Source organism: Rhodococcus sp. GA1, assembly GCF_024321955.1.
Taxonomy (GTDB): domain Bacteria; phylum Actinomycetota; class Actinomycetes; order Mycobacteriales; family Mycobacteriaceae; genus Rhodococcus; species Rhodococcus pyridinivorans.
Genome location: NZ_CP097186.1, coordinates 2,721,952 through 2,748,348, shown reverse-complemented (window position 1 = coordinate 2,748,348; position 26,397 = coordinate 2,721,952). Strand labels below are relative to the sequence as shown.

The following is a 26,397-nucleotide window of genomic DNA, read 5'->3' as shown; positions in this document are numbered from 1 at the left end:
CGCACTGTCGATGATCAGGTCATCGACAGTGCGGGGACGCTGATGCGCGGGCGACGTTTGGAACGAGCTCGGCGATCAGCGCCTCGACCTGGGCCTTGATCTCGTCGCGGATCGGCCGCACCGCCTCGACCCCTTGCCCGGCCGGGTCCTCGAGCACCCAGTCCCGGTAGGACTTGCCCGGGAATGCCGGGCAGGTGTCGCCGCACCCCATGGTGATCACCACATCGGAGGCCTGCACTGCGTCGACGGTGAGGATCTTCGGATTCTGCGTGGAGATATCGATCCCCACCTCGGCCATCGCCTCGACCGCAGCGGGGTTGACCTGCGCGGCCGGAGCGGAGCCGGCGGAGCGGACCTCGATCCGATCCCCGGCCAGGGCGGTGAGGAACCCGGCGGCCATCTGGGAACGGCCGGCGTTGTGCACGCACACGAACAGCACCGACGGCGTGCGATCGGTGGCGGAGTGGGTGGTCATGAAGTGGAACGTCCTTTCGTAGAGGAAGGTCAGGCAGAGACAAGATCAGACAGAGACAGCGCCGAGCTCGGTCAGCAGGACACGGACCCGGGCATCGATGTCGTCGCGGATGCCGCGCACCGCCTCGAGCGACTCGTCTTCCGGGTCGAGCAGCGACCAATCGAGGTAGCGCTTGCCCGGATACACCGCGCAGGCGTCACCGCAGCCCATGGTGACCACCACGTCCGCGGCCGCCACCACATCATCAGTGAGCGGTTTGGGGTATTCGGCGCCGAGATCGAGCCCGATCTCGGCCATCGCCTCGACGACAACGGGATGGATCGACGATGCGGGCGCCGATCCGGCGGAGCGCACATGCACGCGTCCGACGCCGTGGTGGGCGAGCAACGCCGCCGCCATCTGGGAGCGGCCGCTGTTGCGCACGCACACGAACAGCACCTCCGGTACGTCCTTGGTGATCGCACCGTCGGCTTGTGCCAGCGCGGTGAGGCGTTCGCCGGCGAACCGGGTGGCCAGGGCGGTCAGGTGCGTGTGGATCTTGGCGGTGCGGCGCAGCGCAGCGTACGACTCGAACACCATCCGTTCCACGGTCTGCGGGGAGAACACCCCGGCGTACTTGTCGGCGAGGTGCTCGGCGGAACGCTGCAGCACCGCCTGAGGCATGAGCAGTTCCGGTTGTGCGGGGTGTGAAGACATCGGTCGCCTCCTGGCGTATCGACTTTTACTGCACAGCAGGGGTATTTGAACTCTTGAAACGCTTGCGCAGCGCCAACGAGACATAGATGAGGGCGACGAGGATCGGCACTTCGATCAGCGGACCGACGACACCGGCCAGAGCTTGACCCGAGGTGACACCGAAGGTGCCGATCGCCACGGCAATAGCGAGTTCGAAGTTGTTGCCCGCAGCGGTGAACGCCAAGGTGGTCGTGCGCTCGTAACCCAGACCGATCGCGGCGCCGAACAGGAACCCACCGCCCCACATGAGGACGAAATAGGCGAGCAGCGGCAACGCGATCCGCGCGACGTCCCACGGCTGCGACGTGATCTGCTCGCCCTGGAGCGCGAACAGGAGCACGATCGTGAACAGCAACCCGTACAGCGCCCACGGTCCGATCTTCGGCAGGAATGTGTCTTCGTACCAGTCACGGCCCTTGGCCTTTTCACCGAAGTGCCGGGTCAGGAAACCGGCGACGAGCGGGATGCCGAGGAAGATCAACACCGATTTGGCGATCTGCCACGGGGAGACGTCGAAAGCGGTCTGCTCGAGTCCGAGCCATCCCGGCAGCACCGAGAGATAGAACCAGCCGAGGACGGCGAACATGATCACCTGGAACACCGAGTTGATCGCGACCAGCACCGCGGCGGCTTCGCGGTCGCCGCACGCGAGGTCGTTCCAGATGATGACCATCGCAATGCAGCGTGCGAGGCCGACGATGATCAGACCCGTACGGTACTCGGGCAGATCCGGCAGCAGCAACCACGCAAGGGCGAACATCAGCGCCGGGCCGAGTACCCAGTTCAGAATCAACGACGAGATCAGCAGTTTGCGGTCGCCGGTGACGGTGTCGAGACGGTCGTAGCGCACCTTCGCGAGCACCGGATACATCATGATCAGCAGACCGAGGGCGATCGGCAGCGAGATGTTGTCGATCTCGAGGACGCTCAGAGCGTCGCCGAGCCCGGGGATCATCCGGCCGAGCAGCAGGCCGACGACCATGGAGATGCCGATCCACACGGCCAGGAAGCGGTCGAGGGTCGACATTTTTCCTGCCACAGAACGGTTTTCGGTGGTGGTGGTCACGAAACGGTCTCCTGATGAGGTTCGGCCGGGGTGCACGCACAGGTCGATCCGGGTAGCACCCCCGATTCGGTGGCCAGCACTGCGGACAACTGCTCGAGCGCGGCAGGGATCACCCGGTAGTACACCCAGGTGCCGCGGCGTTCGCAGTCGAGCAGTCCGGCTTCGCGCAGCACCTTGAGGTGGTGCGAGATGGTGGGCTGGGACAGGTCGAAGGCGGGACTGATGTCGCACACGCAACTCTCGCCGCCCTGGTGGCTGGCGATCATGCTGAGCATGCGCAGGCGCACCGGATCGCCGAGGGCCTTGAACATGCGGGCCAGGTCGCCGGCCCAATCGGAGGTCAGGGGCTCACGCGAGAGTGGAGGGCAGCACAGCTCGGCCTCGCTCGACATCTGATTCGACATACGTCTATATTGACTTCTATCAATTCAATCGTCAACCCGAGTCCGTCGGAAAGGACCACCCCTCGTGCCCACACCCTCGGTGCTGTTCGTGTGCGTGAAAAACGGCGGCAAATCCCAGATGGCTGCCGCCCTCATGCGCAAGACCGCAAGCGACCGGATCGTTGTCCATTCGGCCGGCACCACGCCCGGCTCGTCGCTCAACGCCCTGTCGATGCAGGTTCTCGAGGAAGTCGGGGCACCCACCGCGGGCGAGTACCCCAAGCCGATCGATCCGCAGCTGCTGTCCGAGGTCGACCTCGTCGTCACCCTCGGCGGCGAAGCCCACGTCGACGCGCCCGCCGGCGTAGTCGTGGAGAACTGGGACATCGACGAGCCGTCCGAGCGCGGCGTCGACGGTATCGAGCGGATGCGTCTGGTCCGCGGCGACATCGCCACCCGCGTCGACGAACTCGCCACCCGGCTACTCGACGCGACCCGCTGAGCACCTACCCCAACCAGGAGCAGAACACCATGAGCACGATCGCAGTCTTCGAACCGGCCCTGTGCTGCAACACCGGCGTGTGCGGCGAGGACCTCGACCAGAACCTGGTCACCTTCACCGCCGACATGGCCGCGCTGACCGGGCAGGGCGCCACCATCACCCGCCACAATCTGGCCAACGACCCGCTCGCGTTCGCGCACAACGAGACCGTCACAAAGTTCCTCGAACTTGCCGGATCGGACGGTCTTCCGCTGGTGCTCGTCGACGACGTCACCGTCGCCACCGGGCGTTACCCGACCCGCGCCGAGCTCGCCACGTGGGCCGGACTCGATGTTCCCGCCGCAGCGCCGTCCGGGGTGACCATGCTCGGGCTCGCCGACGACAACGACTCGTGCTGCACACCGGACGAGTCCACCTGCTGCTGACCACCCAGATCCGCACCCGCCCGCCGATCCGTCCGACGAGGAGTATCTGCTGCCATGACTGCCACCGACCCGACGTTCCTGACCGACCCACCCAGGTTCGTGTTCTTCACCGGCAAAGGCGGGGTCGGCAAGACCTCCATCGCGTGCGCGTCGGCGCTGCGCCTGGCCCGAGCCGGCAAGAGGGTGCTGCTGGTCTCGACCGACCCCGCGTCGAACGTCGGGCAGGTCTTCGGTCTGAGCATCGGCAACACGATCACCGAGATCCCCGCGGTGCCGGGGTTGTCGGCGCTCGAGATCGATCCCGAACAGGCCGCCGCCGCCTACCGTGAACGCATCGTCGGCCCGGTCCGCGGATTGCTGCCCGACGCGGAGATCGCGTCGATCACCGAACAGTTGTCCGGCTCGTGCACCACCGAAGTGGCCTCGTTCGACGAATTCACCTCGCTGCTCACCGATCCCGACGACCGGGTCGCCGGGTTCGATCACGTGCTGTTCGACACCGCCCCCACCGGCCACACCATCCGGCTGCTGCAGCTGCCCGGCAACTGGACCGAATTCCTCGATAACGGCAAGGGCGACGCGTCCTGCCTCGGGCCGCTCGCCGGCCTCGACAAGCAGAAGGCCATGTACGCCGGCGCGGTCGAGGCGCTGTCGGATCCCGGTCGCACCCGCCTGGTGCTCGTCGCCCGCGCCAACCGCTCTGCGCTGACCGAAATCGCCCGCACCCACGACGAACTCGCCGCGATCGGCATGACGAGACAGCATGTGGTCGTCAACGGCGTGCTGCCCGCCCCCGTCGACGACACCGATCAGCTGGCCACCGCCGTGCATCACCGCGAACAGGCGGCGCTCGCCGCGGTTCCCGCCGCGATCGCGGCGCTGCCCACGGATCTGGTCGCCCTCAAGCCGGTGAACATGGTCGGTCTCGACGCTCTGGCCACCCTGTTCGACATCACCACGGCCTCGAGTGCCGTCGGCGTCGATCCGGACGTCGCGGCGGTCACCGATGCTTCCCTGGCGGATCTGGTCGATGAGATCGAGTCCGACGGGCACGGTTTGGTGATGTGCATGGGCAAGGGCGGGGTCGGTAAGACCACCGTCGCCGCCGCGATCGCGGTGGCACTGGCCCGCCGTGGCCATGACGTGCACCTGACCACCACCGACCCTGCCGCGCACCTGACCGACACTCTCGCCGGGGAACTCGACCATCTTGAGGTCTCCCGCATCGACCCCCATGAGGCCAGTCAGGCCTACCGCAACCGGGTGCTGGCCGCCAAGGGCGCCGGGCTCGACGACGCCGGCCGCGCCACCCTCGCCGAAGATCTGCGGTCCCCCTGCACCGAAGAAGTCGCGGTGTTCCAGGCGTTTTCGAAGGTCATCCACGAATCACGCCGCAAGTTTGTCGTCGTCGACACCGCCCCCACGGGTCACACCTTGCTGTTGCTCGATGCGACCGGCTCGTATCACCGTGAGATCGCCCGGCAGATGGGCGACGGCGGACGCTTCACCACTCCTTTGATGCGGCTGCAGGACCCGGCACAGACCAAGATTGTGCTGGTCACGCTCGCCGAGACCACTCCGGTGCTCGAGGCCGCCGGTCTGCAGGGCGATTTGCGACGCGCCGGTATCGAGCCGTGGGCGTGGGTGGTCAACAACTCTCTTGCCGCAGCGGAGCCCACCGCACCGCTGCTCCGCCGGCGGGCCGTAGCCGAACTCGAGCAGATCGACAAGGTCCGGGGTGAGCTTGCCGACCGGTACGCGGTGATTCCGCTATCCACCACCGAACCCGTCGGAATCACCGCGGTGGGATCCTTGGCCGAACTGCGTCCGGAACCGTCGCCGGTGCAGTAGCTACCTGTAGAGGATTCAGCGGAACTTCTCCCGCGGAAGTCCGTCCACAGGTCTACCCAGAATCGGGAGCTACTCGCCGCTCGAGTATTGAAACTCGATGCTGCGACGATGTATCGGACATTATCGCCCACCCTGCCGCCTGAATACCCGTGGAGAAGAACTGTGCCGACTGTCCTTGCGTCCGACACCACCGATCTTGTGTCCGCGGTGGGTGCGGCTGTCGGTGGTGGTGCGACGGTCGTGGCCGCAGCGGCGGCGGTCGCCGCAGCTTTCGTGGCTGTTCGCACGTTGCGGGCGACGAAGCGTGACAGTCGGGACCGATCACGGCCGATGGTCGGTGCTGAATTGGTGATCGATCCTCAACTATCTGCTCGGACGGCGTCTCTGGTCGTACGCAACTTCGGACCCTCGATGGCGTACAACGTCAAGGTTGAATTCGACCCACCACTGGCTGAGCAACCTACCCACAGCGGCCAGCCGAGCATCATCGCATTCCTCCTCAAGCGCTACGCCGACCCCATCCCCACCTTCATGCCCGGTAACGAACTGTTCAACATCTATTTCATCGGCAAAGAGGACCCGGACGACCCCGACCGGTCCATCCGCAACGATGAACAGATCCCCGATCGAGTCACCGTGACCATCACCTACGGATCTGCCCCCAACGAGCGTGATACCTACAGCGACACGTTCGTGCTCGACATGAGCGTTCATAGGTGGGGAACATTCTCGACGCACTCGGACTCACTGCACTCCCTGCAGAAACGCTCAATACAGGCATTGGAGAAGATCGCCCCCGCGATGGCGCACCTCGCCACGGACATCGGACGGATCGAGGAGTACCTCAAGCCCGAAAAGATCCGAGCACAGCAGGCCGTCGAAAAGATCGAGGAATGTCGCCAGATGCGCGAATTGAGCCGCCAGATGCTCGGAGACCGTTCTCCGTACGCGGACGAGGATGGAGAAGAGCGGCATGCCACCAACCCGCTGAACTCGAACGCCTTACGGTCACCCGGTGACGACAGCGTCCCGGACGGAATCCGCTCGCTCCAGGACCTGCGGGCACTCGCTCGCACGATCCGCATCTCGAGCCGGCCGGACCCGACGGAAATCGCCGCTGCGACGACCGCAGACACGTCCGCTGCGACTCCATACACCGATCTGGGAGGCATCAACGACACCGACCCGGACCCGGCCGGGCGGCAGAAGCCATGAACCGCACCCGCGGCGAGGACGGGGCCACCGTGTTGGTGATCGCCGGACGCAGCATCGACATCGACACCGCGACCGCCAAGGCCCACGGCTATCCGGCGGTGACCGTGGCCCGCTACGACCTGCCCGGACCCGGAGCACTCAAGGAGATCACCGCCGACGAGATCGCCCGCACCCACAAGGTGCGCTCCCGCATCAGCCACGCCCAACTCGACTGGTTCATCCGTACCGCCGTCGACGCCCCGTGGGCGGCGGCGCCGATCGAAGCACAACTGGTCGAGGCCGACCCGAACATCAGCGGCGAGCTCTACGACCGGGCCGAAGCCCTCTACGACCATTTCCGCACGGCCGCGCCCCGGCGCGTGGGGGTAGCCAAGATCAGCAAGGTGCTCCACCTCAAACGCCCCGGATTGTTCCCCATCCTCGACTCGAAGGTCAGGTGGGTGAGGTCGAGGTGGAGGCGCCGCAGCAGCTGGGCGTTGAGCGCGTCGAGAGGGGATGCGATGGCAGAAGAGTCCACTCTGGGGTCTACCGTGAACAAGTGCGCCGTGTGATGTTTCTTCTCCGTCCGAGCTGGTTCATTCTGGCCGTGGTGGTAGTCGGTTTCGCGTATGGGTGCTTCACCCTGCTCGCCCCGTGGCAGCTGAGCAAGAACACGAGCACCGAGGATCGGAATGCGCGGATCTCGGCATCGATGGCGCAGGACCCGGTCCCTGTCGCCGAGCTGCTCGGCGGTGACAGTGCGACGATCGACGACGAGTGGAGGCGGGTCGTCGCGCAGGGCTCGTATCTGCCCGACTCTGATGTGCTCGTCCGGTTGCGCAGCGTCGAATCCCAACCCGCGTACGAAGTGCTCACGCCGTTTGCGCTGGGTAATGGTCGGACGATTCTCGTCAATCGAGGTTATGTGCGTCCGGTACGCGGTAGCGAGGTCCCCGCAATCCCCGCCGCACCGGGCGGAAATGTCTCGCTCGATGCTCGGATCCGCAAGTCCCAAGGCACAATGGACGGCAAGGAGCCCTTCACTGACGCGGGCTATCAGCAAGTGTATTTTATCGACGCGCCGCAGGTCGCGGCTGTGACGGGTCTCGAACTCGAAGACGTCTACCTACAACTCGATGCTCACCAGCCGGGCGGGCTCGGAGTCATCCCACTTCCCCAACTTGATGCGGGTCCGTATCTGTCGTACGGGCTGCAGTGGCTCGCGTTCGGGATCATGGCCCCAATGGGACTGGGGTATTTCGTGTGGGCGGAGTTGAGGGAACGCCGCAAGGTGAAGGCCACCCGAACCGACGACGAGACGCCGCTCTCCGCGAGCGAGAGTCTCGCCGCCCGGTACGGCCGGCCGCGGTAACCGAGCCCAACGTTGTGCTCCGATTCGACAGTCCACGAGCTACGCGGGCAGCGACGGCCATCTTTGGACCGCGCACATTTCAGCATCAACGCCCAGCGGTTCCTCATGCTTCGAGCAAAAAAGTTCCAGCACACAAAGTGCCGTGCCGGTTTCGGGATCTGCTCTGTAGAATGAGACGGAAGGTTTTCTTCCCTTCTGAGGGAAGGGAGAGTCAGGTCGCAGGACTCGTTCACCTCGGTTCGACGGTATGAGGGCAAGTCGAGTCCTGCGATTCTGGCCGCCACATGATTGCCCGGACCTCAACATAATCCGTGTCTGCGCAGCACAACGTGCGGGTGGTCCCTGACTGGCCCCTTTCGAACTCGGACAGCAAGTAGTAGATGAGGAAGACGGTGCACTACCGGACTTGTTGTTCCGTCTGACTCAATCGCAGCGAGAGGCGCGGTGTCAGGTGGGTCGAGTGAGCATCGAAACCAGATCCTCCGGGACCTGCATCGGGGTCATCAGCCCCGCCGAAGTACGCCCGGTGTTGCCTTGAGGGTAGCGGCCCAGCGCCGAGCCGGGAGCGGCGAGCAGAATCCGCACGACCTGGCCCACAGCCTCGCGGCGATCACGCTGGCGCAGCGCCAAGGTGAACATGGCGAGGTGGTTGCGGGTGTGCGGCCACGGGTAGGGCTGGGACAAGATGTGGGCGCGTTCGAGGTGGCGCCAGCGCCTGACATCGTCGCTGCTATGTCGAGCGGCGGTCATCTCCGCGGTGTAGAGGGTGCGCAGCTGTTCGGGCATTCGACTCATGAGATGTGGTCCCTGTTGGAGGTTGCGAGAAGCAGGGCGCCGACGACGAGGACAACACCGCAGGTGATGTAGGTGTCGGCGAGGTTGAAGGTGGGCCACCACCCGGTGTGGAAATAATCGGTGACTTTGCCATCAAGGAAGCGGTCGACGACGTTGGCGGTGGCGCCGGCGACGATCGCGGCCAGGCCGATGGTCTGGATCAGTGGACTGTCGAGTGCAGTGCGCCAGGCGAACACGCCGATCGTCACGGTGAGGGCAGCGGTGACGGCAAGAACGACGGTAGGGGGGAGCTGGTCACCGAGACTGAACGCGACCCCGGTGTTGTAGGCCAACCGTAGTTGCAACAACCCGAAATCGATTGCCCGCCCACCGGACAGCGCGTCGCGCGCCACCGGATCGAGGGCCAACGCGACCGCAGCCAGGGCACCCACCAGCACGACGAGAATACCTCGGCCGCAACGCCGCCTGCCCACGGGCACTACGGACGACACGGAGTTGTCCTTATCTGTCATGACCGAGCTCCGGCGACCGGCACGGATGACTTTGTCGATTCTGTTGTCGCGGTCAGGCTCCGGGCGTGTCCGGCGCGCACCCCGTTGGCGATCACAATGATCTCGGCGATCTCGTGGACCAGGACGACGGCGGCCAGCCCGAGTATCCCGAACAGGGCCAGGGGCATCAGGACGGTGATGATCGCGAGCGAGAGGCCGACGTTCTGCAACATGATCGTCCGGGAGCGTCGGGCGTGCTGCAGGGCTTGGGGTAGGTGCCGCAAGTCCTCACCCATCAGGGCGACATCGGCGGTTTCGATGGCGACGTCGGTGCCCATCGCGCCCATCGCGATCCCGAGGTCGGCGGTGGCCAGGGCCGGGGCGTCGTTGACGCCGTCGCCGACCATCGCCGTCGGCCGCGTACCGCGGAGAGTGTCGATGATGCGGGCCTTGTCCTCCGGACGCAGATCGGCGTGGACCTCGTCGATGCCGACGGCGGCGGCCAACGCTCGTGCGGTGCGCTCGTTGTCGCCGGTGAGCATCGCCACGGTGTAACCGTCGCGGCGCAACTCAGCGACGACGTCGCGGGCTTCGGGGCGCAGTTCGTCGCGCACCGCGACCGCGCCGATCAGGGCGCCGTCGCATTCGATGAGCACCGCGGTGGCTCCGGCGTGCTGCATCCGCTCGATATCCGCGGCCAGGGGGCCAGGATCGATCCAGCCGGGCCGGCCGAGCCGGGCGGGGATGCCGCCGACGTGTCCGGTCAGTCCGGCCCCGGGGACCGCATCGACGTCCTCGGCCGGGGTGTAGTCGTCGACGGCGGCGAGGATCGCTGCGGCGAGGGGGTGTTCGCTGCGGGCCTCGAGGGCGGCGGCGACGTTCAGGACGTCGCCGCGGGTGGCGCCGCCGGTGGTGGCGACGTCGATGACCTCGGGGCGGTTGCGGGTCAGGGTGCCGGTCTTGTCCAGCGCGACGGTGCGGATCCGGCCCAACGCTTCGAGGGCGGCACCGCCCTTGACCAGGACACCGAGCTTGGACGCGGCGCCGATCGCGGCGACCACCGTGACCGGGATCGCGATGGCCAGCGCACACGGGGACGCGGCGACCAGCACCACCAGGGCGCGTTCGATCCACACCAGCGGATCGCCGAACACGCTGCCGATCGCGGCGATCAGCGCCGCGGCAACCATCACCCCCGGAACCAGAGGCTTGGCGATCTTGTCGGCCAGACGCTGGGCCTCGCCCTTGCGGGACTGCTCGGCCTCGACGATCCGCACGATCTTGGCCAGCGAGTTGTCCTGCGCACCGGCGGTGACCTCGACCTCGAGAACGCCGGTGCCGTTGATCGAGCCGGCGAACACCTCGGAGCCCGGTGCGGCCTCGACCGGGACGGATTCGCCGGTGATCGCGGAGGTGTCCAGGGCGGTGCGGCCGGTGCGGATGGTGCCGTCGGTGGCGAGCCGCTCCCCGGGTTTGACGATCATGATCTCCCCGAGCACCAACTCTGCGGGGGCGACGGTCTGTTCACGACCGCCACGCAGGACGGTGGCGGTGTCCGGCACCAGATTCAGCAGGGCGCGTAGGCCGCGGCGGGTGCGGGTGACCGCGTACTCTTCGAGGCCCTCGCTGATGGCGAACAGAAAGGCGAGCATCGCGGCCTCGCCGACCTCGCCGAGCAGCACGGCGCCGACGGCGGCGATCGTCATCAGAGTGCCGACCCCGATCTTGCCGCGGGCCAGGCGTGTGAGGGTGGAGGGGACGAAGGTGTAGCCGGCGACGATCAGCGCCAGGGCTTCGAGGGTCAGCTTCACCGGGTGGGGGCCGTCGGTCCACCCCACGACCAGGGCGGCAACCAGCAGCAGCCCGGCGACGGCGGCCGCCCGAATCTCGGTGACCTGCCACCACTTGTCGGGCTCGTGGTCTTCCTCACCCTCGACGCGGGGTTCGTCGTGGCCGCAACCGCACGCGTCACTCACGACTTCTCCCCGGTGTCGGTGCTGTAGTTCGGGCACAGCGCGACGGCGTTGCCCGTCGCGGCCAAGAGGGTTTCGGCCGCGGCGAGCAGATCGAGCAGTTCCGGTCGGGTCAGCGAGTAGAACACCTGCCGGCCCTCGGGTCGGCCCTGCACCAGACCGCAGTCCCGCAGGCACGCCACATGCGCGGAAATCGTCGACTGCGCCAAGTCGAGCGCGCCCACCAGATCCGCCACGCGGGCTTCACCGCCGGCGAGCCGGCGCACGATGGCTAGGCGGGTGCCGTCGGAGAGGCTGTGGAACAACGCCACTGCCGAATCCACGGATTCGCGGGCGTGGCAACCCACATCATTGATCGTCATATGACGATAATAACCGGCACTCAACGATATGAATAGGTCGGGTCACCGGCGGGCATCCTCACAGCCCGAATGCATCACCCTCGGCGAGAATGAACACGCCGAGACCGATCAACACGATCGGAAACAGCACGTGTTCCCAGCGCTCAAGAACCTCGGCGATCGGCTTGCGGGTGGCGAGGTAGCGCGCCGCGATGACCAGAACTGCAACCAAGGCCAAAAAGACGATCGAGTAGGCCACCACCGCGGGGGCTCCGACAGTGACGAACACCGGGACGTAGACCCCGATGTTGTCGCCTCCATTGGCGAACGTAACCGCGGCGACCGTCCCTACCGCGACCTTCTTACCGGCGGTTTTCTGTTCGTCGTCCTCCCCTCGCCCCCGCCATGCCCGCCATGCGGCGTACGCACCCAGAAGCAGAGGGATCAGACCGAAGTAGGCGATCACCTCCTCCGGCAAGAAGGTCGTCGCCCCCACTGCGACCAGAACGGAGGCGGCGAGGATGGCGCCGAATCCCAGATACTGTCCCACCAAAATCGCTGTGGTGGTGCCCCCAACCCCGGCTCCTCGAGCGAAGAACAGCGACAGCACGATGATGTCGTCGATATTGGTCACGAGAAACAGGCCGACCGCCTGCAGGACGGACGCGAGCAGATTCATGAGCACCTTTCGACCCGGCGCCCGAACCCGTCCGCTTACGAGCGATCCGGGAAGACAGCAACGCTTCGGCGCACACCTATAATCGATTGAAGGGGATTATATCGGGTTTCGACGATGACAGAGTCGCCGCCCTGGTGGGATCGCCCTCGGCCACGCCGGCCCCCGGCCCCCGGGACCTCGGGTGCCGCCCAACGCCTCAATCCATCAAGGTGCACATCAACGGCCCCGCAAGGACAGTGACGATGACGGCCCCGAGCAGGACGGTGACGCCGAGACGAACGAGCGGCGGAGGCGGGCTGACCAGCCGCGCGGCGCGGGCGGTGAGCCCACCGCCGCCGCCGAGGGTACCTTCCGGGGCCGGATGCCCACCCAAGGCGAGCAAACCGCCGAGGAGGGCCCGCCTTCCCTGTCCGCGGACCGACACGTCGTCAGCGCACATCTCGAACAGACGCCCGATCTCGGTGGCGCCGACCCGGAACAGGGAAACCCCGGGCAGTGCCGCTGCCACACTGTGGACGACATCGAGCACCAGCGAGTGGCGGCGGCCGAGGTGGGCTCGCTCGTGCGCGAGGACGGCGGCGAGCTGCCGGGGATCGAGCACCGCCAACGCGCCACGGGTGATCACCACCGATCTTTCGCGTCCGGCTATGCAGTACGCCACTCGTTCCTCGGAGTCGATCACCACTGCGTCGAGATCGGGGATGCGACGTCCGACCATCCGGGCCAGGTGGGCGTGCTCATGGGTGCGGGCTCGGCGGCGCTGCACACCCCGGCAGATCCGCCACGCCCCGACGACCCCCACGGCCGCCCCCCGGACAATACGATTCCCGACAGCAGACGCATGTCTGCGCCGGAGTGCTCGCCGACGCTTGTCGAGAGCGCGCCGACACAGTCGACGATCCATCGAGCGGCGTCACCACCTCTGCCGAGCACGTCGACGAGGGCAATCGCCACGGCAGCGGTTGCGGCGACGGACACACCTGTGATTGCGCTCAGCCAGGCGGCCACGCCCAGGCGCGGGGCGATCCCGGCGGCGGTCAGCCGTGCCAGGACCACGGGACCGAACACCGCGACGGCGGCGGCGTAGAGCAGCAGGCAGAGGACGGGGATCACGCGGTGTCCTCGCCGCCGGACAGTCGACGCAGTGCTTGGCGCAGGCTCGCCGACTCCTCCGCGCTCATCTGCTCGACGAAGTGGGTCAAGACCAGATCGGTCTGCCCGCCCGCGTCGAACACCTCGCGCATCAGCCGAGCCGTGTGTTGTTCCCGGCTCAGTGTCGGCCAGTAGGTGAATGCCTTGCCGGTGCGGACCCGTGCCAGCCACCCTTTGCGGTACAGGTTGTCCATCGTCGACATCACCGTGGTGTAGGCGATGTCGCGGTGCGCGGCGAGAGCGTCGAAGATCTGCCGGACCGTGGTGGTGCCCTCGCGCTCCCAGATCCGGTCCATCACCACGGCCTCGAGTTCACCGAACCCCTTCACCCGCACCGTTGCCTCCGCTTTCGTGTCTGCCGTTCTCCCAGGGTAAGGCGGGCCGGATGCGTCCGCGGCCGGTCACCGCCGTTGACCCTCCCGATCACCCGGATCGACCGTGCACCTACTGAGCGCAACCGAGCGGATGGATGTGCCGGTGGCCGGCGGTGTCGAAGTGCACCAGGTCGGTGACCGGATCGAGCACCACGTCGGTCAGGACGGTGTGCAGGCCGATGTGGACTCCGGTCAGCAGTCCGAGCGCCACCGAGTCGTGATCGGCGATGCGCCGAACGGTGAATCGTCGACAGGGCAGGACGGCGGTCAGAAGATCGGGCCACGACTCGGCGCGGTCTTCGGTCGGGAACGGGATGGGACTGCCGAACGGGTTCGACCGCGGATATCCCAGGACCCGGACGAGTCGGACCTCGAACAGTATGCCGACAACATGCTCGAGCCGGTCGGCCTCTCTCGGGAGTTCGATCCACAGCAGGGACAACTCCGGTGCCCTGAAGGTCTTCACCGGGCAGTTCCGCCGCACCACGTTTCTCGCGTGTTGTCGGCCGTGGCCGGTCAACTCCGCTCGGTGCGCCGTGGGGCGGACGATCAGATCGGCGGCCCCCTGGCGTCGGTGCATGGTTGACACTGCTGACAGCCTCCAGCCCAGACGGGCTGCCCGCGCCGTGGTCGAGGTTTCTTCGCAGCGGCCGCTCCGACGGTAGAGGCTCGCAAGGTAGTCCTCCACCGCCTCGAGGTGGTGAACCCGCCACGGGCGCCACAGCGGAGGTGAACCGGTCGTTTTCGGCATGAACGCTTCCTTGCTGGACGAGCCCAGGACCAGCGTTCCCGTCTACATCTACTATCTACGTACGGAGATAGTAGATGCGCGAAAGCGGCGCATCGCGATCGAGGAGGAGGTGAAACATGCAGGGAATGATTGCGAATTTGCAGGCGCTGTGGGACTGCCACGTGATGATGCTCAGCGGCGCATGCCAGATGTGTGCGTCGATGATGGGGTAGCCGTAGCATTTGCCGAAAATCGGGCGGATATGGCGTAGTGCCCGGTCGGTGATCCGCTCGGCCTGTTGGGTCGAAACGATCGTCTGTCTCGCCACCGGCTCCTGGCGGGCGCGGCGTATCCGCCCAGCTCGCCGACGATCCGATTCGGGCCAGAACTCGTGTGGGACGTAAGGGCCCGCAACCCAAGGTTGTCAGGAAGTGCAAAGTAGCGGGATCCTGACGACAGGCTGGTGAATTCTCAGGCTCGTGGTGCAGCACTGCTGACGATGCGGTGGATGGTGGAGCGGCCGACGCTGTATTCCTCGGCCAGGTCCGCCAGGCTCGCGTCGTCGGCGGGGTCGTGGTAGCGGCGGTGGATTGTTTTCCGTGCCGTGAGAGGAAGTTTCGGCTGCTTGCCCTTGAGCCTGCCTTTCGCGCGGGCCTTGGCCATGCCCTCGCGGGTGCGTAGGTGGTTGAGGTTGGCCTCGAATTCGGCGACCATGGCCAAGGTTTGCAGGAAGAGCTTGCCGAACGGGTCGTTCCAGTCGTAGATCGAGCTCCCGAGTCCGAACAGCACCTCGCGCTCGCGCAGTTCGGTCAGGGTCTGGCCTGCTTCGGCCATGTTGCGTGCGAATCGGTCGAACTTCGGCGTGGTCAGCACTACCTGTCGCCCGTCGATGGCCGCCGCGGCGGAGGTGACGGCGGCGAGTGCGTTGTCGAGCCCGGCCCGGTTCTTGCGGGTGGTCCCGGAGAACCCTTTGTCGATGAAGATCCGCTCACGCGGCACTCCGAGCGCCAATAGCTGCTCGGTTTGGATCTCGACGTCTTGTTCGTCGGTGGAGCAGCGGCAGTATCCGACGCGGAACGGCTCACCCATGCCGAAAGTGTTCCAGATAGCGGGGGCTGACCGGCACAGTCAGCGGAACACCTCTACGGAACACCGGTGAGCTGGGCCGACGTTGGCTCTGCGTGGTGTTCCGGTGGCCGATCCGGTTACGGAACAGGTCAGGGGGTGTTATCGGTGTGTGGGGGTGTGTTGTGGGTGAGGGCGTGCTGGTGGGCGGTCCGCAGGATGGCCTCGGTGGGAGTGGTGCCGCGTAGCTGGTAGGCGTCGGGTCCGAGCCGGTCGAGGTCCGCCCCGAGCTCACGTGCGTCGATGGGGTGGCGGGCGCAGATGATCAGGAGCCGGGCGTGGGTGGCGTGGGCGAGTTCGGCGGCGTGGTCGACCACACGGTAGGAGCGGTCGGATCCGTCGGTGTCGACGATGATCGTGCGATAGGCCGTCATGACGGGCGTCTTTCACGAGAAGGGAGCGTGTTTTGCGGGGGAAATGGTCGAGATGTATCGGCGGCGTGGTGCGCGGCCGGGGGCCAGTACTGCCAGCACGATCGCCCCGACGGTGGTGAGGGCGGCCAGGGCGAGCGCGGCCTGGCCGCTGCCGTGCACGAACGCGGCCTTGGCGAACTCGGCCAGCGGTGCGGCCACCGGTCCGGCCTGGTCGGCGACCTGCAGCGCCGCGGCCAGGGAATCGGCGACCGGGCCGCGGGCGGGCTCGGGCAACTGGGGCAGGGCGGGCTGGATGCGGTGGGTGTAGCCGGCGGCCAGCACGCTGCCGGCCACGGCGATCCCGATCGCGGCGCCGATCTCGCGGGCGGCGTCGTTGACCGCGGCGGCGACCCCGTGTTTGGCCTCGGGGGTGTCGGCGACGATGGCATAGGTCGCCGGCGCGGTGCACAATCCCAGGCCCGCGCTCATGATCAGCAGCGGCCACAGCAGGTCGAGGTAGTGCGCGGCGAGTGTCAGCCGGCTCACCAGCACCAGCCCGGCGGCGATGGTGAGCAGGCCGGCCACGGTCATCACCCGTAACCCGACCAGGCTCGACAGCCACGGCGCGATCACCGAGATCACGACCAGCGGCACCACCATCGGCGCCAACGCCAGCGCCGAGGCCAGCGGCCCGTAACCGAAGACCAGCTGCAGGTACTGCACAAGCAGCAGGAATACCCCGAAGGTGACCAGGAACTGGATGGTCACCGACAGCGACCCGGCACCGAAACCACGGCGGGCGAACAACCGCACATCCAGCAGCGGCGCCGCCGAGCGCAGCTCGACGACCACGAAGGCCGCCGTCGCGGCCACGCCGACCCCGGCGGCGGCGGCGACGAGCGGGTCGGCCCAGCCGCGCGCGGGGAACTCGATCACGGCGAACACGATCGCCGCGACAGCGACCGCCACCGCCACCGCGCCCACCCAGTCCACCTGCGGATGCTCGCGCTGGCGGGACTCGGCGATGGTGCACGCCAACCCCGCCAGCACCGCCCCGGCCACGGTCAACCCTACGAACACCGATAGCCACGACCATCGTTCGAGCAGCACCCCGGCACCGAGAATCCCCAGTATCGCCCCGGATCCGGCGACCCCGGCCCATATCCCCACCGCCCGGCCGCGATGAGCGGGGGCGAACCCTGCAGTGAGGATCGACAGCGTCGAGGGCATCACCAGCGCGGCGCCTGCCCCGGCCAGCGCGCGCGTCGCGATCAACCAGGCCGGGTCGGACAGCAGCAGCGGCAGCGCCGAGGCGGCGGCGAACACCACCAACCCCACCACCAGCACCACGCGGCGCCCGTAACGGTCACCGACGGCGCCGGCGGGCAGCACCAGACACGCCAGCACCAGCGTGTAGCCGTCGACGATCCAGGTCAGCTGGGCTTGGGTGGCCCCGGTCGCAAGCGCGATCTGCGGCAACGCCGAATACAACGCCGCCATCGCCGCGACCACCAGCGCCACCGCCAGGCACGACACCGCCAGCATCCACCACTGGGCCCTGGTCCAGCGGGCGATCTCGACAGTGTCCGTTCCGGGTGTGGCCACCGGCACCTCCCCGACTTTGAAGACCAACGGTATCTGTACGAGACCATTCGTATCATAGTGGTTGGGGGGTGGGATAGAGTTCACCCATATCAAGAGTTCAACGACACGAATTCGGAGGAAGGCGCGTCCATGACCGACTCAGGCCCGGCGGCGACCGACCCGCTCGCCGCGGACGACGAGCAGGCCGATCCGCGACTGGCGCGCTCACGCAACCGGTTGCTCGACGCGGCCACCCATCTGCTGTCCACCGGCGGTGTCGAGGCGGTCACCGTCGAGGCGGTCACCCGCGTGTCGAAGGTCGCCCGCGCCACCCTCTACCGGCACTTCGGCAGCACCACCCAGCTGCTCGCGGCGACTTTCGAACGACTACTTCCCCAGGTCGACACACCGACCGGCACCGGGCCCGTGCGTGAGCGGCTCCTGGCGCTGCTCGCCAGCCAGGCCGACCTCATCGAACAGGCTCCGGTGCAGATGACCACCCTGGCCTGGCTGGCGATGGGTTCCATCGGCGAGGACCACCCCGACCCGGCCGCGGTCACCTCGCTGCGCGCGCGCGTCATCGAGCAGTACCGCCACCCGTTCGACCAGATCCTCACCAGTCCCGAGGCCCGCGCGATGCTCGGCGAGCTCGACACCACCTTCGCCATCATCGAACTCCTCGGCCCGATCGTGTTCGCCCGTCTCACCGGATTACGCAGCATCGACCACGACGACTGCACCCGGCTCGTCGACAACTTCCTCACCGCCCACCGAACACCCACGCCAGCAGACACCGCTATCGACATCGCCACGCCGTAACCACGGGCCCCGGTTCCGCGCGGTCAGAACAAGGTGTCGCGCACCCGCAGCGGCCGGTACCCGGTCGGGCCCAGCTGGGCCAGCTCGGCGTCGATGTCGACCTCGATCGCGCCGAAGAAGTTGATGTTGGCACTGTGGGCCGGGCTGATGTGGGCCAGGACCTCGTCATCGATACGCTGCCCGGTCCGGCGCATCTGCTCGACAGCGAACCCGTAATACTCTGTGGTCCAGGCGATCACAGCGTTGGTCGTCAAGGTCAGGCACCAGGCCTGCTCGGTCTGGTCCTCGAGGTGGCGCGCCCGGATCATCCCCTCATGGGCATAGAGCAGGTCGCGGCGCAGCGCGTGCAGCGACTCGCCCTTGTTGAGCTGCCGCGAGATCTTGCGCCGGTAGTCCGGATCGGAGAGGTATCTCGCGGCGTAAATGGTGCGCCGCAGCGCCCCGTACTCCTTGAGCGCCGCGGCCAGGGTGTTCTGCCGCCCCGACGCCGACAGCTTGCCGACCAACAGCGACGCGGTGGCGTGCCCGAACTTCAGCGATCCGGCCAACCGCAGCAGATCGTCCCAGTGCTCGGCGATCAAACCCAGGTTGGCCTTGCGGGTCATCAGCGGGCCCGCGTGCGGGAACCGGGCCTCGGCCTCGGCGCGCGGGCCCGGCCGGTACAGGGTGATCCGCCCCAGATCCCGGATCCGTGGCGAGAGCTGCATCCCGAGCAGGTCGAACAACCCGAAGTTGACCAGGGTGACCCCGTGGGTGTCGGTGGCGTGCTCGGTGATCGGCAGATCGGTGGCGTTGCCCAGGATCTCATCGAGCACGTAGTGGGCTTCGCGTTTGGTCGCCACGATGACCTTGGTGCCGTAGGTGGCGTGGGTGTCGCTGACATGGGTGTAGGTCGACAGGCCCTCGCTGGCGAAATAGCGGCTCAACGGCCGCGCCGTGGTCGACTTACCGCGCGTCGGGAAACGCTGCCCGTCGCTCGACGACAGTGTTCCGGCGCCGAACACCGCGGTCAGCGGCAGCCGCTGGTGGTAGCCGACCAGTACCAGGTTGGCCGCGCGCAGGGTCTCCTCGCGCACATACCACTCGTCGGTCCAGGCCAGGATGTCGTAGGTGATTCCGCACGCCTCGGCCATCCGGGTCAACCCCAGGTTCGTCGAGTGCGCCAGCAGTACCGCGATCAGGTTGCGTTTGAGCTCCGGCGTCCGGGTGGCCTGACCGCCGGCGTGGGTGAAGCAGTCCAGGTAGCCGGTGCGTTTGTCCAGCTCGATCAGCAGCGACACGATCGGCGCGAACGGCAGCATTTCGGTCAGCTCGGCCTTGAGCGTGATCGCCTCGGCGGGAACATCTTCCGCGCTCAGCGGCGAGATCACCAGATCCCCGCCCTCGTCCAGCCGGACCGGGCCGTCCCCGCCGGCCAGCACCTCCTCCAGCTCACCGAGAGCGTCGTGCAGTTCGGCGACCACGGTGGCCAGCGCGACGCCAGGATCGGCGGATCGCCCGACCAGGCCGCAGAACTCAACGCGTTGCGGTTCCCACTGCCCGGTGGTGAGCAGGTAGGCGGCCGGGTCGGCGTAACGGCGCGAGCCCGGCACGAACACATCCCCGCTGCGCAACCCGTCACGCAATCCGAGCAGCACACACAACTCCCAGTAGTGCCGATACGCGGTCGCGCTGCCGGATTTGCGGGCCTCGTCGAGGTAGCCGCGCCACTTCATCGGCACGAACCCGGTCGGGGCGTCATCGAAGACCTTGCGCCGCCCGGTCGCGTTCAACTCGCGCAGCATGTTCACCGCGATCAGCAACTCGGTCGCGGCGGTACCGCCGCAGAAGCGCACCGCTTCGAGCACCGCGGGGGTGAACTGACGCAGGTAGTTGTAGGAGGAATCCAACGCCGCCAGATGCCCGTGATCACGCGGCAACCTGGGCTTGGCCTGGGCGATCGCCGCGCGCAGGCGCTCCCACCCGATCTTCTCGCCGCGGATCAGCGCACCGATCTCCTCATCCGGAACGCCGGGGTCGGTGACGATTTCCAACAGATCGTCCAGCAGCGCCTGACGGTCCTCTCCAGTCTTTCCTCGTTCGGCCAGCCGCTGCTGCATCTTCCGTTCGGCAGCACCGAATTTCACCGAGATCGCCTGATCGAACAACGCCACGACCTCATCGAGGACATCGGTGCCGGACTGGGCCAGCACCGTGAGCAGGATCGGATACCGGCGTTGCGGATCCCGACGTTGCAGCGCTTGCGGACTCAGGCGCCGGCCCATCGTGGCCAAAAACCGGCGCCGCTCGGCGGGCAGCACCGACATATCCAGCCGATCAGCGCCCAACCCGCGCAGGAAACCCAGCTTGTCGACCTCGGCGCGGACCGCGGCCGCCGAGGCCTCCACCGGCCCGGTCGACAGCCACCGCAACCGCGAGATCCCCAGCGAAGCGTCGGTGACAAGCAAGCCGTCCAACTCCGCGCACCGCGCCGCAGTGAACTCGTGAGCGAGCCGGTCATAGGTTTCGGTCTGGGCCTGGTGGCGGGCGTGGGCGACCCGCTCGACCACGGTGACCGGGCCTGGCCGGATCACCTTCGCCGAGATCAGATACTCACACGCCAGCCGGAACAGCAGAGTCGGGGAATCGTGCTCCATCGCCCGCGCGAGCAGGAACTCATCGAGCTCCTTGAACTCGAGCGCACCGACCGCACGCCATCCCAGGTACCGCGCGGCCAGGCGCACATGCTCGGTGCGGGTCTTGGCTCGCCTGCCGTAGGCACCGATCACCACCGGATCCAACCGCAACTGCTCGGCGACACGAGCCACCGCCACCGGCGGAGCCGTGACCAGCCGATCCGGCACGAATCCCAGCCACGGCAGCGTACACAACGCGATCGCCAAGCCCAGCCGCTCGGCTGGGCCCCGGCCCCGGCCCGGATCCACGAACGCCAGATCCGCAGGCGTCAGCGTGAAGTACCGGAACAGCTCCTCGCGGCTGATCTCCGGGAATCCCCGCAGTCGTTCCAACTCCTCGTCCGCGAACATCCGCGTCGCCACGACCTCAGCCTCCACCAGCACCGACCAACATCATCATCGGCAGTCAAGCACCAACCAGTCGACAGTGCATGCCGAACTCGAAACCCCGTGCCCACCAGTCGGATACGCCAAATCCGCCCGATTTCCGGCGGATGCTACGGCTACCCCATGATGTGCTGCTGATCCCGACCGGTCGTCCGATCGAAATACTATCTCGCGTAGTATTTCGGTCGGACGACAACGGAGAGGGGCCACATGTCTACCAGAGCCGCATGGTCGATCACGTGTCTGTTCGTGATCGTCGCGTTCGTGGTGGCGCTGTGGCCCCAACGGGAGGACGACACCGTGACCCCAGCCGATTCCGGGCTACAGCCGACCGCGGTATCCGCCCGCCCCGCCCCGGCACGCAACGCTCTGCCCGACCCGGGCGCGACCCCGCCCTGCCCGACCGGCACGGGCATCGGGGCTGCAGGTCCCCTGGCGGAGGTGACGGTGCGGTGCCTGGGTTCGGACCGCCCCGTCGATCTCGGCGGCGCCCTGGCCGGGGAACCGGCCCTGCTCAACGTGTGGGCCTCGTGGTGCGGACCGTGCCGGGAAGAAATGCCCGTGCTCGATGCCTACGCCCGCGAGCCCGGCGCGGTGCGGGTGATCGGGATCAACGTGCAGGACACCGCGGGCTCCGCCGCGACGCTGATGACCGACCTGCGCATCGGCTACCCCTCGTTCGTCGACACCGACGACCGGGCACAGCAGGCACTGGCCGGCCCACCCGTGTTGCCGCTGACCTTCCTTCTGCAGCGCGACGGTTCGGTGGACCGGATCGCCGAGCCCGCGGTGTTCACAGGCCCGGACCAGGTCCGTGCCGCGGTGAACGGGCTGCTGCGATGACCGGCGTAAAGCCGACAGGCGGCCGGCCGTCTCGACTGCTGGGCCGAGTGGTCCTGGCCGTGGTGGTGCTGGTGGGGGTGAGCGGCTGCGGCACCGGCTCCGACGCCGTCGCCCAGGGTGGCACCTTCGATTTCGTCGCCCCCGGTGGACAGACCGACATTTTCTACGATCCGCCGGCCGACCGCGGCACCCTCGGCGCGCTCTCCGGCCCGGACCTGATGACCGACGGCGTCACCGTCGACCTGGCCGATTACGCCGACCAGGTGGTCGTGCTCAACCTGTGGGGACAGTGGTGCGCCCCGTGCCGCAGCGAAGCCGACGATCTCGAGCGCGCCTACGCAGCCACCCAGGATCTGGGAGTGCAGTTTCTCGGTATCAACGTCCGCGATCCCCAGCGCGACAAGGCCCAGGACTTCGTGATCGACAACAATGTGTCCTACCCATCGATCTACGACCCGCCGATGGCGACCTTGACCGCCCTCGGTGGCGCCTTTCCCACCAGCGTCATCCCGTCCACGCTCGTCCTCGACCGGCAGCATCGCGTCGCGGCGGTGTTCCTGCGGGCCCTGCTGACCGAGGACCTGCAACCGGTCATCGAACGCGTGGCGGCCGAACAGTGACCGTGACTGTGCTCGCGCAGGGAATCGGGGCGAGTTTCCAGACCGCGGCCGCGTCCGGGCCGCTGCTGTTGGCGGTGGGCGCCTGTCTGTTGGCCGGGTTGATCTCGTTCGCCTCTCCGTGCGTGGTGCCCCTGGTGCCCGGCTACCTGTCGTATCTGGCCGGCGTCTCCGGCGCCGAAGCACCGGCCCTGACCCCTGCCGGTGTAGGCACCGCCGGGGTACACACCACGGGCCGGTGGCGGGTCACCGGCGCCGCCGGCCTGTTCGTCGCCGGTTTCACCGTGGTGTTCGTGCTGGCCACCGCCTCGGTATTCGGGGTGATCGGGGCACTGCGGATCAACCAGGAACTGCTCCAACGCCTCGGCGGGGTGATCACCATCGTGATGGGCCTGGCCTTCATCGGCCTGATTCCGGCATTGCAGAAGGACACCCGTTTTGCGCCCCGGCGCATCTCCTCACTCGCCGGCGCCCCGCTGCTCGGTGGGGTCTTCGCGCTGGGGTGGACACCGTGCCTGGGCCCGACGTTGGCCGGGGTGCTGTCTGTGGCGGCCGGCACCGAAGGCACCACCGCCGCCCGCGGAGTGCTGTTGATCGTCGCGTACTGCCTGGGACTGGGACTGCCGTTCATCGCCTTGGCGTTCGGTTCGTCCTCGGCCCTGCGCGGTGTCGGATGGCTGCGCCGCCACTCTCGCACCATTCAAATCGTCGGCGGCGTGATGCTCCTCGCGGTCGGCATCGCTCTGCTGACCGGGGCATGGGAGTTGTTCATCGCGTGGATCCGGGATGAGTTCGTCACCAGCGTGGTGCTACCGATATGACCCTCACCGACCGGAATCCGGCACCACCGCTACCGAGTCCTCCTCCGTGGCGCCGCGCCCTCGCCCAGGCCCGGAACCTGTGGCGTCAGCTCACCTCGATGCGCACCGCCCTGGTGCTGCTGTTCCTGCTCGCGGTCGCCGCGATCCCCGGGGCGCTGCTCCCGCAACGCAACCTCAACGTCGGCAAGGTCGACGAGTACATCGCCGCCCGCCCGGTTCTCGGCCCGCTCCTGGACCGACTCGAAATGTTCGACGTGTTCGCCAGCTTCTGGTTCACCGCCATCTACGCGCTGCTGATGATCTCGCTCATCGGATGTCTGCTCCCGCGCCTGCGCGAGCATCTGCGGGCGCTGCGCAGTGAGCCGGTCGCGGTACCGCGCAATCTGTCCCGGCTGCCGCACCACCACCAGGGAAAACTCGACACTCCCATCGACGACACTCTCGAGCAGGTACAGACCGTGCTGCGCCGGTGGCGAACGGTCACCCGCACCGGCGACGACGGGCACCGGTCGATCTCCGCCGAAAAGGGCTACCTGCGCGAGGCCGGCAACCTGGTCTTCCACTTCTCCCTGGTGGGGTTGTTGGTGGCGGTGGCCACCGGCCGGTTGTTCGGGTACGAGGGCGCGGTGATCGTCATCGCCGACGGCGGTCCCGGGTTCTGCAACACCTCCCCGGCGGTGTACGACTCGTTCCGAGCCGGTACCGCCACCGACGGCACCGGACTCGAGCCCTTCTGCGTCAGGGTCGAGGACTTTTCCGCCGACTACCTCGACAACGGCCAAGCGAAGATGTTCACCTCGAACATCTCCTACCAAAACGGAGAGGACTTGGGCACCGACCGCTGGCAGCAGCACCGACTGCGGGTCAACGAACCGCTGCGCCTGGGCAACGAACGGGTCTACCTCACCGGCCACGGCTACGCGCCCCGGTTCACCGTGACCTTCCCCGACGGACAATCGCGCACCGAAACATTGCAGTTCGCCCCCGAGGACGCCACCACGTTCCTCAGCAGCGGCGCCCTGCGTTTCGATCCGCCCGGCGGCACCTACCCGGATCCGGACGAGCGCCGCCGCAACCAGATCGCGCTCGAAGGGCTGTTCGCGCCCACCGCAGCGTTCGACGGCACCTTGCTGACCTCGGTGTTCCCCGACATGTTGGATCCGGCCGTGGCCATCGACATCTACAAGGGCGATACCGGCCTGGATACCGGCATTCCGCAGTCGATCTTCAAGCTGAACTCCGAAATGATCAATCAGGGCCGGTTGGTCAAACAGGACCGCGTCAACCTGAAGCCCGGCGAGTCCACGACCCTGGCCGACGGTACCGCGGTACGGTTCGACGGCGCCGAGGAATTCGCCTACCTGCAGGTCTCTCATGATCCCGCGCAGAACTGGGTGCTGGTCTTCGCAATCACCATGATGGGCGGACTTCTGGCCTCGCTGGTGATCAAGCGCCGCCGGATCTGGGTGCGGTTGCGCCCTGACGGCGCCGGCACCGCCCTCGAACTGGGGGGATTGGCCCGTACCGACCAGGCCGGGTGGGGTTCGGAGTTCACCGACATCTGTCAGCGCCTGCTACCCGATGTGCCCTCTGCTCCGAAGGAAGACCGATAGCGTATGCCGATTGACGACACCCTCGCCCGCTACTCCGACCTGAGCTTCGAAACAGCCTTCGCCATCTACTTACTGGCGCTGGTGCTGTTCATCGCCGAATTCGCGGCCGTGCGGGTGCGCCGTACCGCACCCATCCTCGCGGCCGCCACCACCTCTGCCACTTCTACCACCTCTGCGGTCCCCGCCGACAGGCCGGGCCGGGTCGCCGAGCCACCCCGGCGGGACCTTTCGGACCGGCTCGGCCGCATGGGCGTCAGCGTCCTCGTGATCGCCCTGATCTTGCACGTTGGTTCGATGGTGCTGCGCGGGCTGGCCACCGCGCGTTTCCCCTGGGGCAACATGTACGAGTTCGTCACCGTCACCTGCGCGGTGGGCGTACTTGCCGGGCTGATCGTGCTGCGCCGCCCGGCGCTGCGCGTGCTGTGGGCATTCGCGCTGATCCCGGTGCTGATCCTGCTGTTCGTCGCTGGCACCGTGCTCTACGCCGATGCCGCCCCGGTGGTGCCGGCGCTACAGTCTTTCTGGCTGCCGATCCACGTCTCGGTCGTGTCCGTCTCGAGCGGAGTTTTCCTCGTCTCCGGGGTGGCCAGCACGCTGTTTCTGCTGGCGTTGAACGCCGAAAAACGCCCGGATACCCGGCTGGCCCGACTCATGCAACGGCTCCCCGACGCCCGCGCCCTCGACCGTCTCGCCTACCGCACGACGATCTTCGCGTTCCCCTTGTTCGGTGCCGGGGTCGTCCTCGGCGCGATCTGGGCCGAAGCCGCCTGGGGCCGGTTCTGGGGCTGGGACCCGAAAGAAACCGTCTCGTTCATCGCATGGGTGATCTACGCCGCCTACCTGCACGCCCGGGCCACCGCCGGCTGGCGGGAAACCCGCGCGGCCTGGATCAACATTGCCGGGTTCGTATCTATGCTGTTCAACCTGTTCATCATCAACATGGTGGTCTCGGGGCTGCACTCCTATGCCGGACTGAACTGACACACCCTGGGCATGTGTACCTGTGTGTACAGGGGTCTGCG

General features: G+C 67.3%; 30 protein-coding genes. 12 read left to right on the top strand and 18 right to left on the bottom strand.

Annotated features, from left to right (window positions below; all coding sequences use genetic code 11):
* Window positions 1-19: 19 nt before the first annotated feature.
* The 4 genes from M3330_RS13015 to M3330_RS13000 are packed head-to-tail and all read right to left on the bottom strand — an operon-like array spanning window position 20 to window position 2,680.
* Window positions 20-475 carry an arsenate reductase ArsC gene (locus M3330_RS13015; protein ID WP_033098575.1) on the bottom strand — a complete coding sequence of 152 codons (456 nt, stop codon included), beginning with the start codon at window positions 473-475 and terminating at the stop codon, window positions 20-22.
* Between the two features lie 45 nt (window positions 476-520).
* On the bottom strand, window positions 521-1,171 hold the full coding sequence (locus M3330_RS13010; protein WP_006554200.1) for an arsenate reductase ArsC: 651 nt from the start codon (window positions 1,169-1,171) through the stop codon (window positions 521-523).
* Window positions 1,172-1,196: 25 nt separating this feature from the next.
* Window positions 1,197-2,237: an ACR3 family arsenite efflux transporter gene (arsB, locus tag M3330_RS13005; protein ID WP_006554199.1), complete on the bottom strand. Its 1,041-nt coding sequence runs from the start codon at window positions 2,235-2,237 to the stop codon at window positions 1,197-1,199.
* Between the two features lie 35 nt (window positions 2,238-2,272).
* On the bottom strand, window positions 2,273-2,680 hold the full coding sequence (locus M3330_RS13000; RefSeq protein WP_006554198.1) for a helix-turn-helix transcriptional regulator: 408 nt from the start codon (window positions 2,678-2,680) through the stop codon (window positions 2,273-2,275).
* Window positions 2,681-2,798: 118 nt separating this feature from the next.
* Between M3330_RS13000 and M3330_RS12995 the strand changes: the two genes are divergently transcribed.
* The 6 genes from M3330_RS12995 (at window position 2,799) to M3330_RS12970 (ending at window position 8,003) form a co-directional block, all read left to right on the top strand.
* On the top strand, window positions 2,799-3,161 hold the full coding sequence (locus M3330_RS12995) for a low molecular weight phosphatase family protein (RefSeq protein ID WP_231414144.1): 363 nt from the start codon (window positions 2,799-2,801) through the stop codon (window positions 3,159-3,161).
* 29 nt (window positions 3,162-3,190) lie between these two features.
* Window positions 3,191-3,586, top strand: a complete 396-nt coding sequence (gene arsD / locus M3330_RS12990; protein WP_006554196.1) for an arsenite efflux transporter metallochaperone ArsD — start codon at window positions 3,191-3,193, stop codon at window positions 3,584-3,586.
* Between the two features lie 54 nt (window positions 3,587-3,640).
* Entirely contained in the window at window positions 3,641-5,437 is a 1,797-nt protein-coding gene (arsA, locus tag M3330_RS12985) for an arsenical pump-driving ATPase (protein ID WP_006554195.1), read from the top strand.
* 240 nt (window positions 5,438-5,677) lie between these two features.
* Entirely contained in the window at window positions 5,678-6,652 is a 975-nt protein-coding gene (locus tag M3330_RS12980; RefSeq protein WP_255024912.1) for a hypothetical protein, read from the top strand.
* Window positions 6,649-7,203 carry a DUF6308 family protein gene (locus M3330_RS12975; RefSeq protein WP_006554193.1) on the top strand — a complete coding sequence of 185 codons (555 nt, stop codon included), beginning with the start codon at window positions 6,649-6,651 and terminating at the stop codon, window positions 7,201-7,203. The genes M3330_RS12980 and M3330_RS12975 overlap by 4 nt, the downstream gene beginning before the upstream one ends.
* Window positions 7,191-8,003 (top strand): SURF1 family protein, encoded by an 813-nt coding sequence (locus M3330_RS12970; protein ID WP_039958570.1) that lies wholly within the window; start codon window positions 7,191-7,193, stop codon window positions 8,001-8,003. The genes M3330_RS12975 and M3330_RS12970 overlap by 13 nt, the downstream gene beginning before the upstream one ends.
* Window positions 8,004-8,450: 447 nt before the next feature.
* On the opposite strand, the gene M3330_RS12965 is transcribed toward M3330_RS12970, so the two are convergent.
* From M3330_RS12965 to M3330_RS12905, 13 genes are all read right to left on the bottom strand, one after another.
* A complete protein-coding gene (locus M3330_RS12965; RefSeq protein WP_033098568.1) occupies window positions 8,451-8,798 on the bottom strand; it encodes a DUF3703 domain-containing protein in 348 nt (115 codons plus the stop codon).
* A complete protein-coding gene (gene lspA / locus M3330_RS12960; protein WP_051121673.1) occupies window positions 8,795-9,310 on the bottom strand; it encodes a signal peptidase II in 516 nt (171 codons plus the stop codon). The genes M3330_RS12965 and lspA overlap by 4 nt, the downstream gene beginning before the upstream one ends.
* A complete protein-coding gene (locus M3330_RS12955; RefSeq protein WP_033098567.1) occupies window positions 9,307-11,265 on the bottom strand; it encodes a cation-translocating P-type ATPase in 1,959 nt (652 codons plus the stop codon). The genes lspA and M3330_RS12955 overlap by 4 nt, the downstream gene beginning before the upstream one ends.
* Complete coding sequence (locus tag M3330_RS12950; RefSeq protein ID WP_081263498.1) at window positions 11,262-11,624, bottom strand: helix-turn-helix transcriptional regulator; 363 nt, start codon at window positions 11,622-11,624, stop codon at window positions 11,262-11,264. Before M3330_RS12950 ends, M3330_RS12955 begins: the two co-directional genes overlap by 4 nt.
* Window positions 11,625-11,682: 58 nt before the next feature.
* Complete coding sequence (locus M3330_RS12945; RefSeq protein ID WP_006554188.1) at window positions 11,683-12,282, bottom strand: cadmium resistance transporter; 600 nt, start codon at window positions 12,280-12,282, stop codon at window positions 11,683-11,685.
* Window positions 12,283-12,478: 196 nt separating this feature from the next.
* Entirely contained in the window at window positions 12,479-13,000 is a 522-nt protein-coding gene (locus M3330_RS12940; RefSeq protein WP_051121672.1) for a M56 family metallopeptidase, read from the bottom strand.
* Entirely contained in the window at window positions 12,961-13,395 is a 435-nt protein-coding gene (locus tag M3330_RS12935) for a hypothetical protein (protein WP_006554186.1), read from the bottom strand. The genes M3330_RS12940 and M3330_RS12935 overlap by 40 nt, the downstream gene beginning before the upstream one ends.
* Window positions 13,392-13,769, bottom strand: coding sequence for a BlaI/MecI/CopY family transcriptional regulator (locus M3330_RS12930; RefSeq protein WP_033098566.1), 378 nt, complete (start codon window positions 13,767-13,769; stop codon window positions 13,392-13,394). Before M3330_RS12930 ends, M3330_RS12935 begins: the two co-directional genes overlap by 4 nt.
* Before the next feature lie 109 nt (window positions 13,770-13,878).
* Window positions 13,879-14,274 carry an iron dependent repressor, metal binding and dimerization domain protein gene (locus M3330_RS12925; protein ID WP_006554184.1) on the bottom strand — a complete coding sequence of 132 codons (396 nt, stop codon included), beginning with the start codon at window positions 14,272-14,274 and terminating at the stop codon, window positions 13,879-13,881.
* A gap of 340 nt (window positions 14,275-14,614) precedes the next feature.
* Window positions 14,615-14,866, bottom strand: a complete 252-nt coding sequence (locus tag M3330_RS12920) for a hypothetical protein (protein ID WP_255024911.1) — start codon at window positions 14,864-14,866, stop codon at window positions 14,615-14,617.
* 143 nt (window positions 14,867-15,009) lie between these two features.
* A complete protein-coding gene (locus tag M3330_RS12915) occupies window positions 15,010-15,627 on the bottom strand; it encodes a recombinase family protein (protein ID WP_006553200.1) in 618 nt (205 codons plus the stop codon).
* 128 nt (window positions 15,628-15,755) lie between these two features.
* The gene (locus M3330_RS12910) at window positions 15,756-16,037 is read right to left on the bottom strand and encodes a universal stress protein (protein ID WP_225623914.1); all 282 of its coding nucleotides are present in this window, start codon (window positions 16,035-16,037) and stop codon (window positions 15,756-15,758) included.
* Window positions 16,038-16,049: 12 nt separating this feature from the next.
* Complete coding sequence (locus M3330_RS12905; protein WP_039583601.1) at window positions 16,050-17,621, bottom strand: MFS transporter; 1,572 nt, start codon at window positions 17,619-17,621, stop codon at window positions 16,050-16,052.
* Window positions 17,622-17,750: 129 nt separating this feature from the next.
* On the opposite strand from M3330_RS12905, the gene M3330_RS12900 reads away from it, so the two are divergent.
* Window positions 17,751-18,419, top strand: a complete 669-nt coding sequence (locus M3330_RS12900) for a TetR/AcrR family transcriptional regulator (RefSeq protein ID WP_039583585.1) — start codon at window positions 17,751-17,753, stop codon at window positions 18,417-18,419.
* A 23-nt stretch (window positions 18,420-18,442) separates the two neighbouring features.
* Here M3330_RS12900 and M3330_RS12895 read toward each other — a convergent pair whose 3' ends face one another.
* Window positions 18,443-21,457: a Tn3 family transposase gene (locus tag M3330_RS12895; RefSeq protein WP_039583599.1), complete on the bottom strand. Its 3,015-nt coding sequence runs from the start codon at window positions 21,455-21,457 to the stop codon at window positions 18,443-18,445.
* Window positions 21,458-21,691: 234 nt separating this feature from the next.
* On the opposite strand from M3330_RS12895, the gene M3330_RS12890 reads away from it, so the two are divergent.
* The 5 genes from M3330_RS12890 to ccsB are packed head-to-tail and all read left to right on the top strand — an operon-like array spanning window position 21,692 to window position 26,356.
* Window positions 21,692-22,324: a TlpA disulfide reductase family protein gene (locus M3330_RS12890; RefSeq protein ID WP_006554183.1), complete on the top strand. Its 633-nt coding sequence runs from the start codon at window positions 21,692-21,694 to the stop codon at window positions 22,322-22,324.
* Complete coding sequence (locus M3330_RS12885) at window positions 22,321-22,944, top strand: TlpA disulfide reductase family protein (RefSeq protein WP_051121670.1); 624 nt, start codon at window positions 22,321-22,323, stop codon at window positions 22,942-22,944. The genes M3330_RS12890 and M3330_RS12885 overlap by 4 nt, the downstream gene beginning before the upstream one ends.
* 2 nt (window positions 22,945-22,946) lie before the next feature.
* Window positions 22,947-23,762 carry a cytochrome c biogenesis CcdA family protein gene (locus M3330_RS12880; RefSeq protein WP_033098587.1) on the top strand — a complete coding sequence of 272 codons (816 nt, stop codon included), beginning with the start codon at window positions 22,947-22,949 and terminating at the stop codon, window positions 23,760-23,762.
* Window positions 23,759-25,375 (top strand): cytochrome c biogenesis protein ResB, encoded by a 1,617-nt coding sequence (locus M3330_RS12875; RefSeq protein ID WP_006554180.1) that lies wholly within the window; start codon window positions 23,759-23,761, stop codon window positions 25,373-25,375. The genes M3330_RS12880 and M3330_RS12875 overlap by 4 nt, the downstream gene beginning before the upstream one ends.
* A gap of 3 nt (window positions 25,376-25,378) precedes the next feature.
* Window positions 25,379-26,356: a c-type cytochrome biogenesis protein CcsB gene (ccsB, locus tag M3330_RS12870; protein WP_006554179.1), complete on the top strand. Its 978-nt coding sequence runs from the start codon at window positions 25,379-25,381 to the stop codon at window positions 26,354-26,356.
* Window positions 26,357-26,397 lie beyond the last annotated feature (41 nt).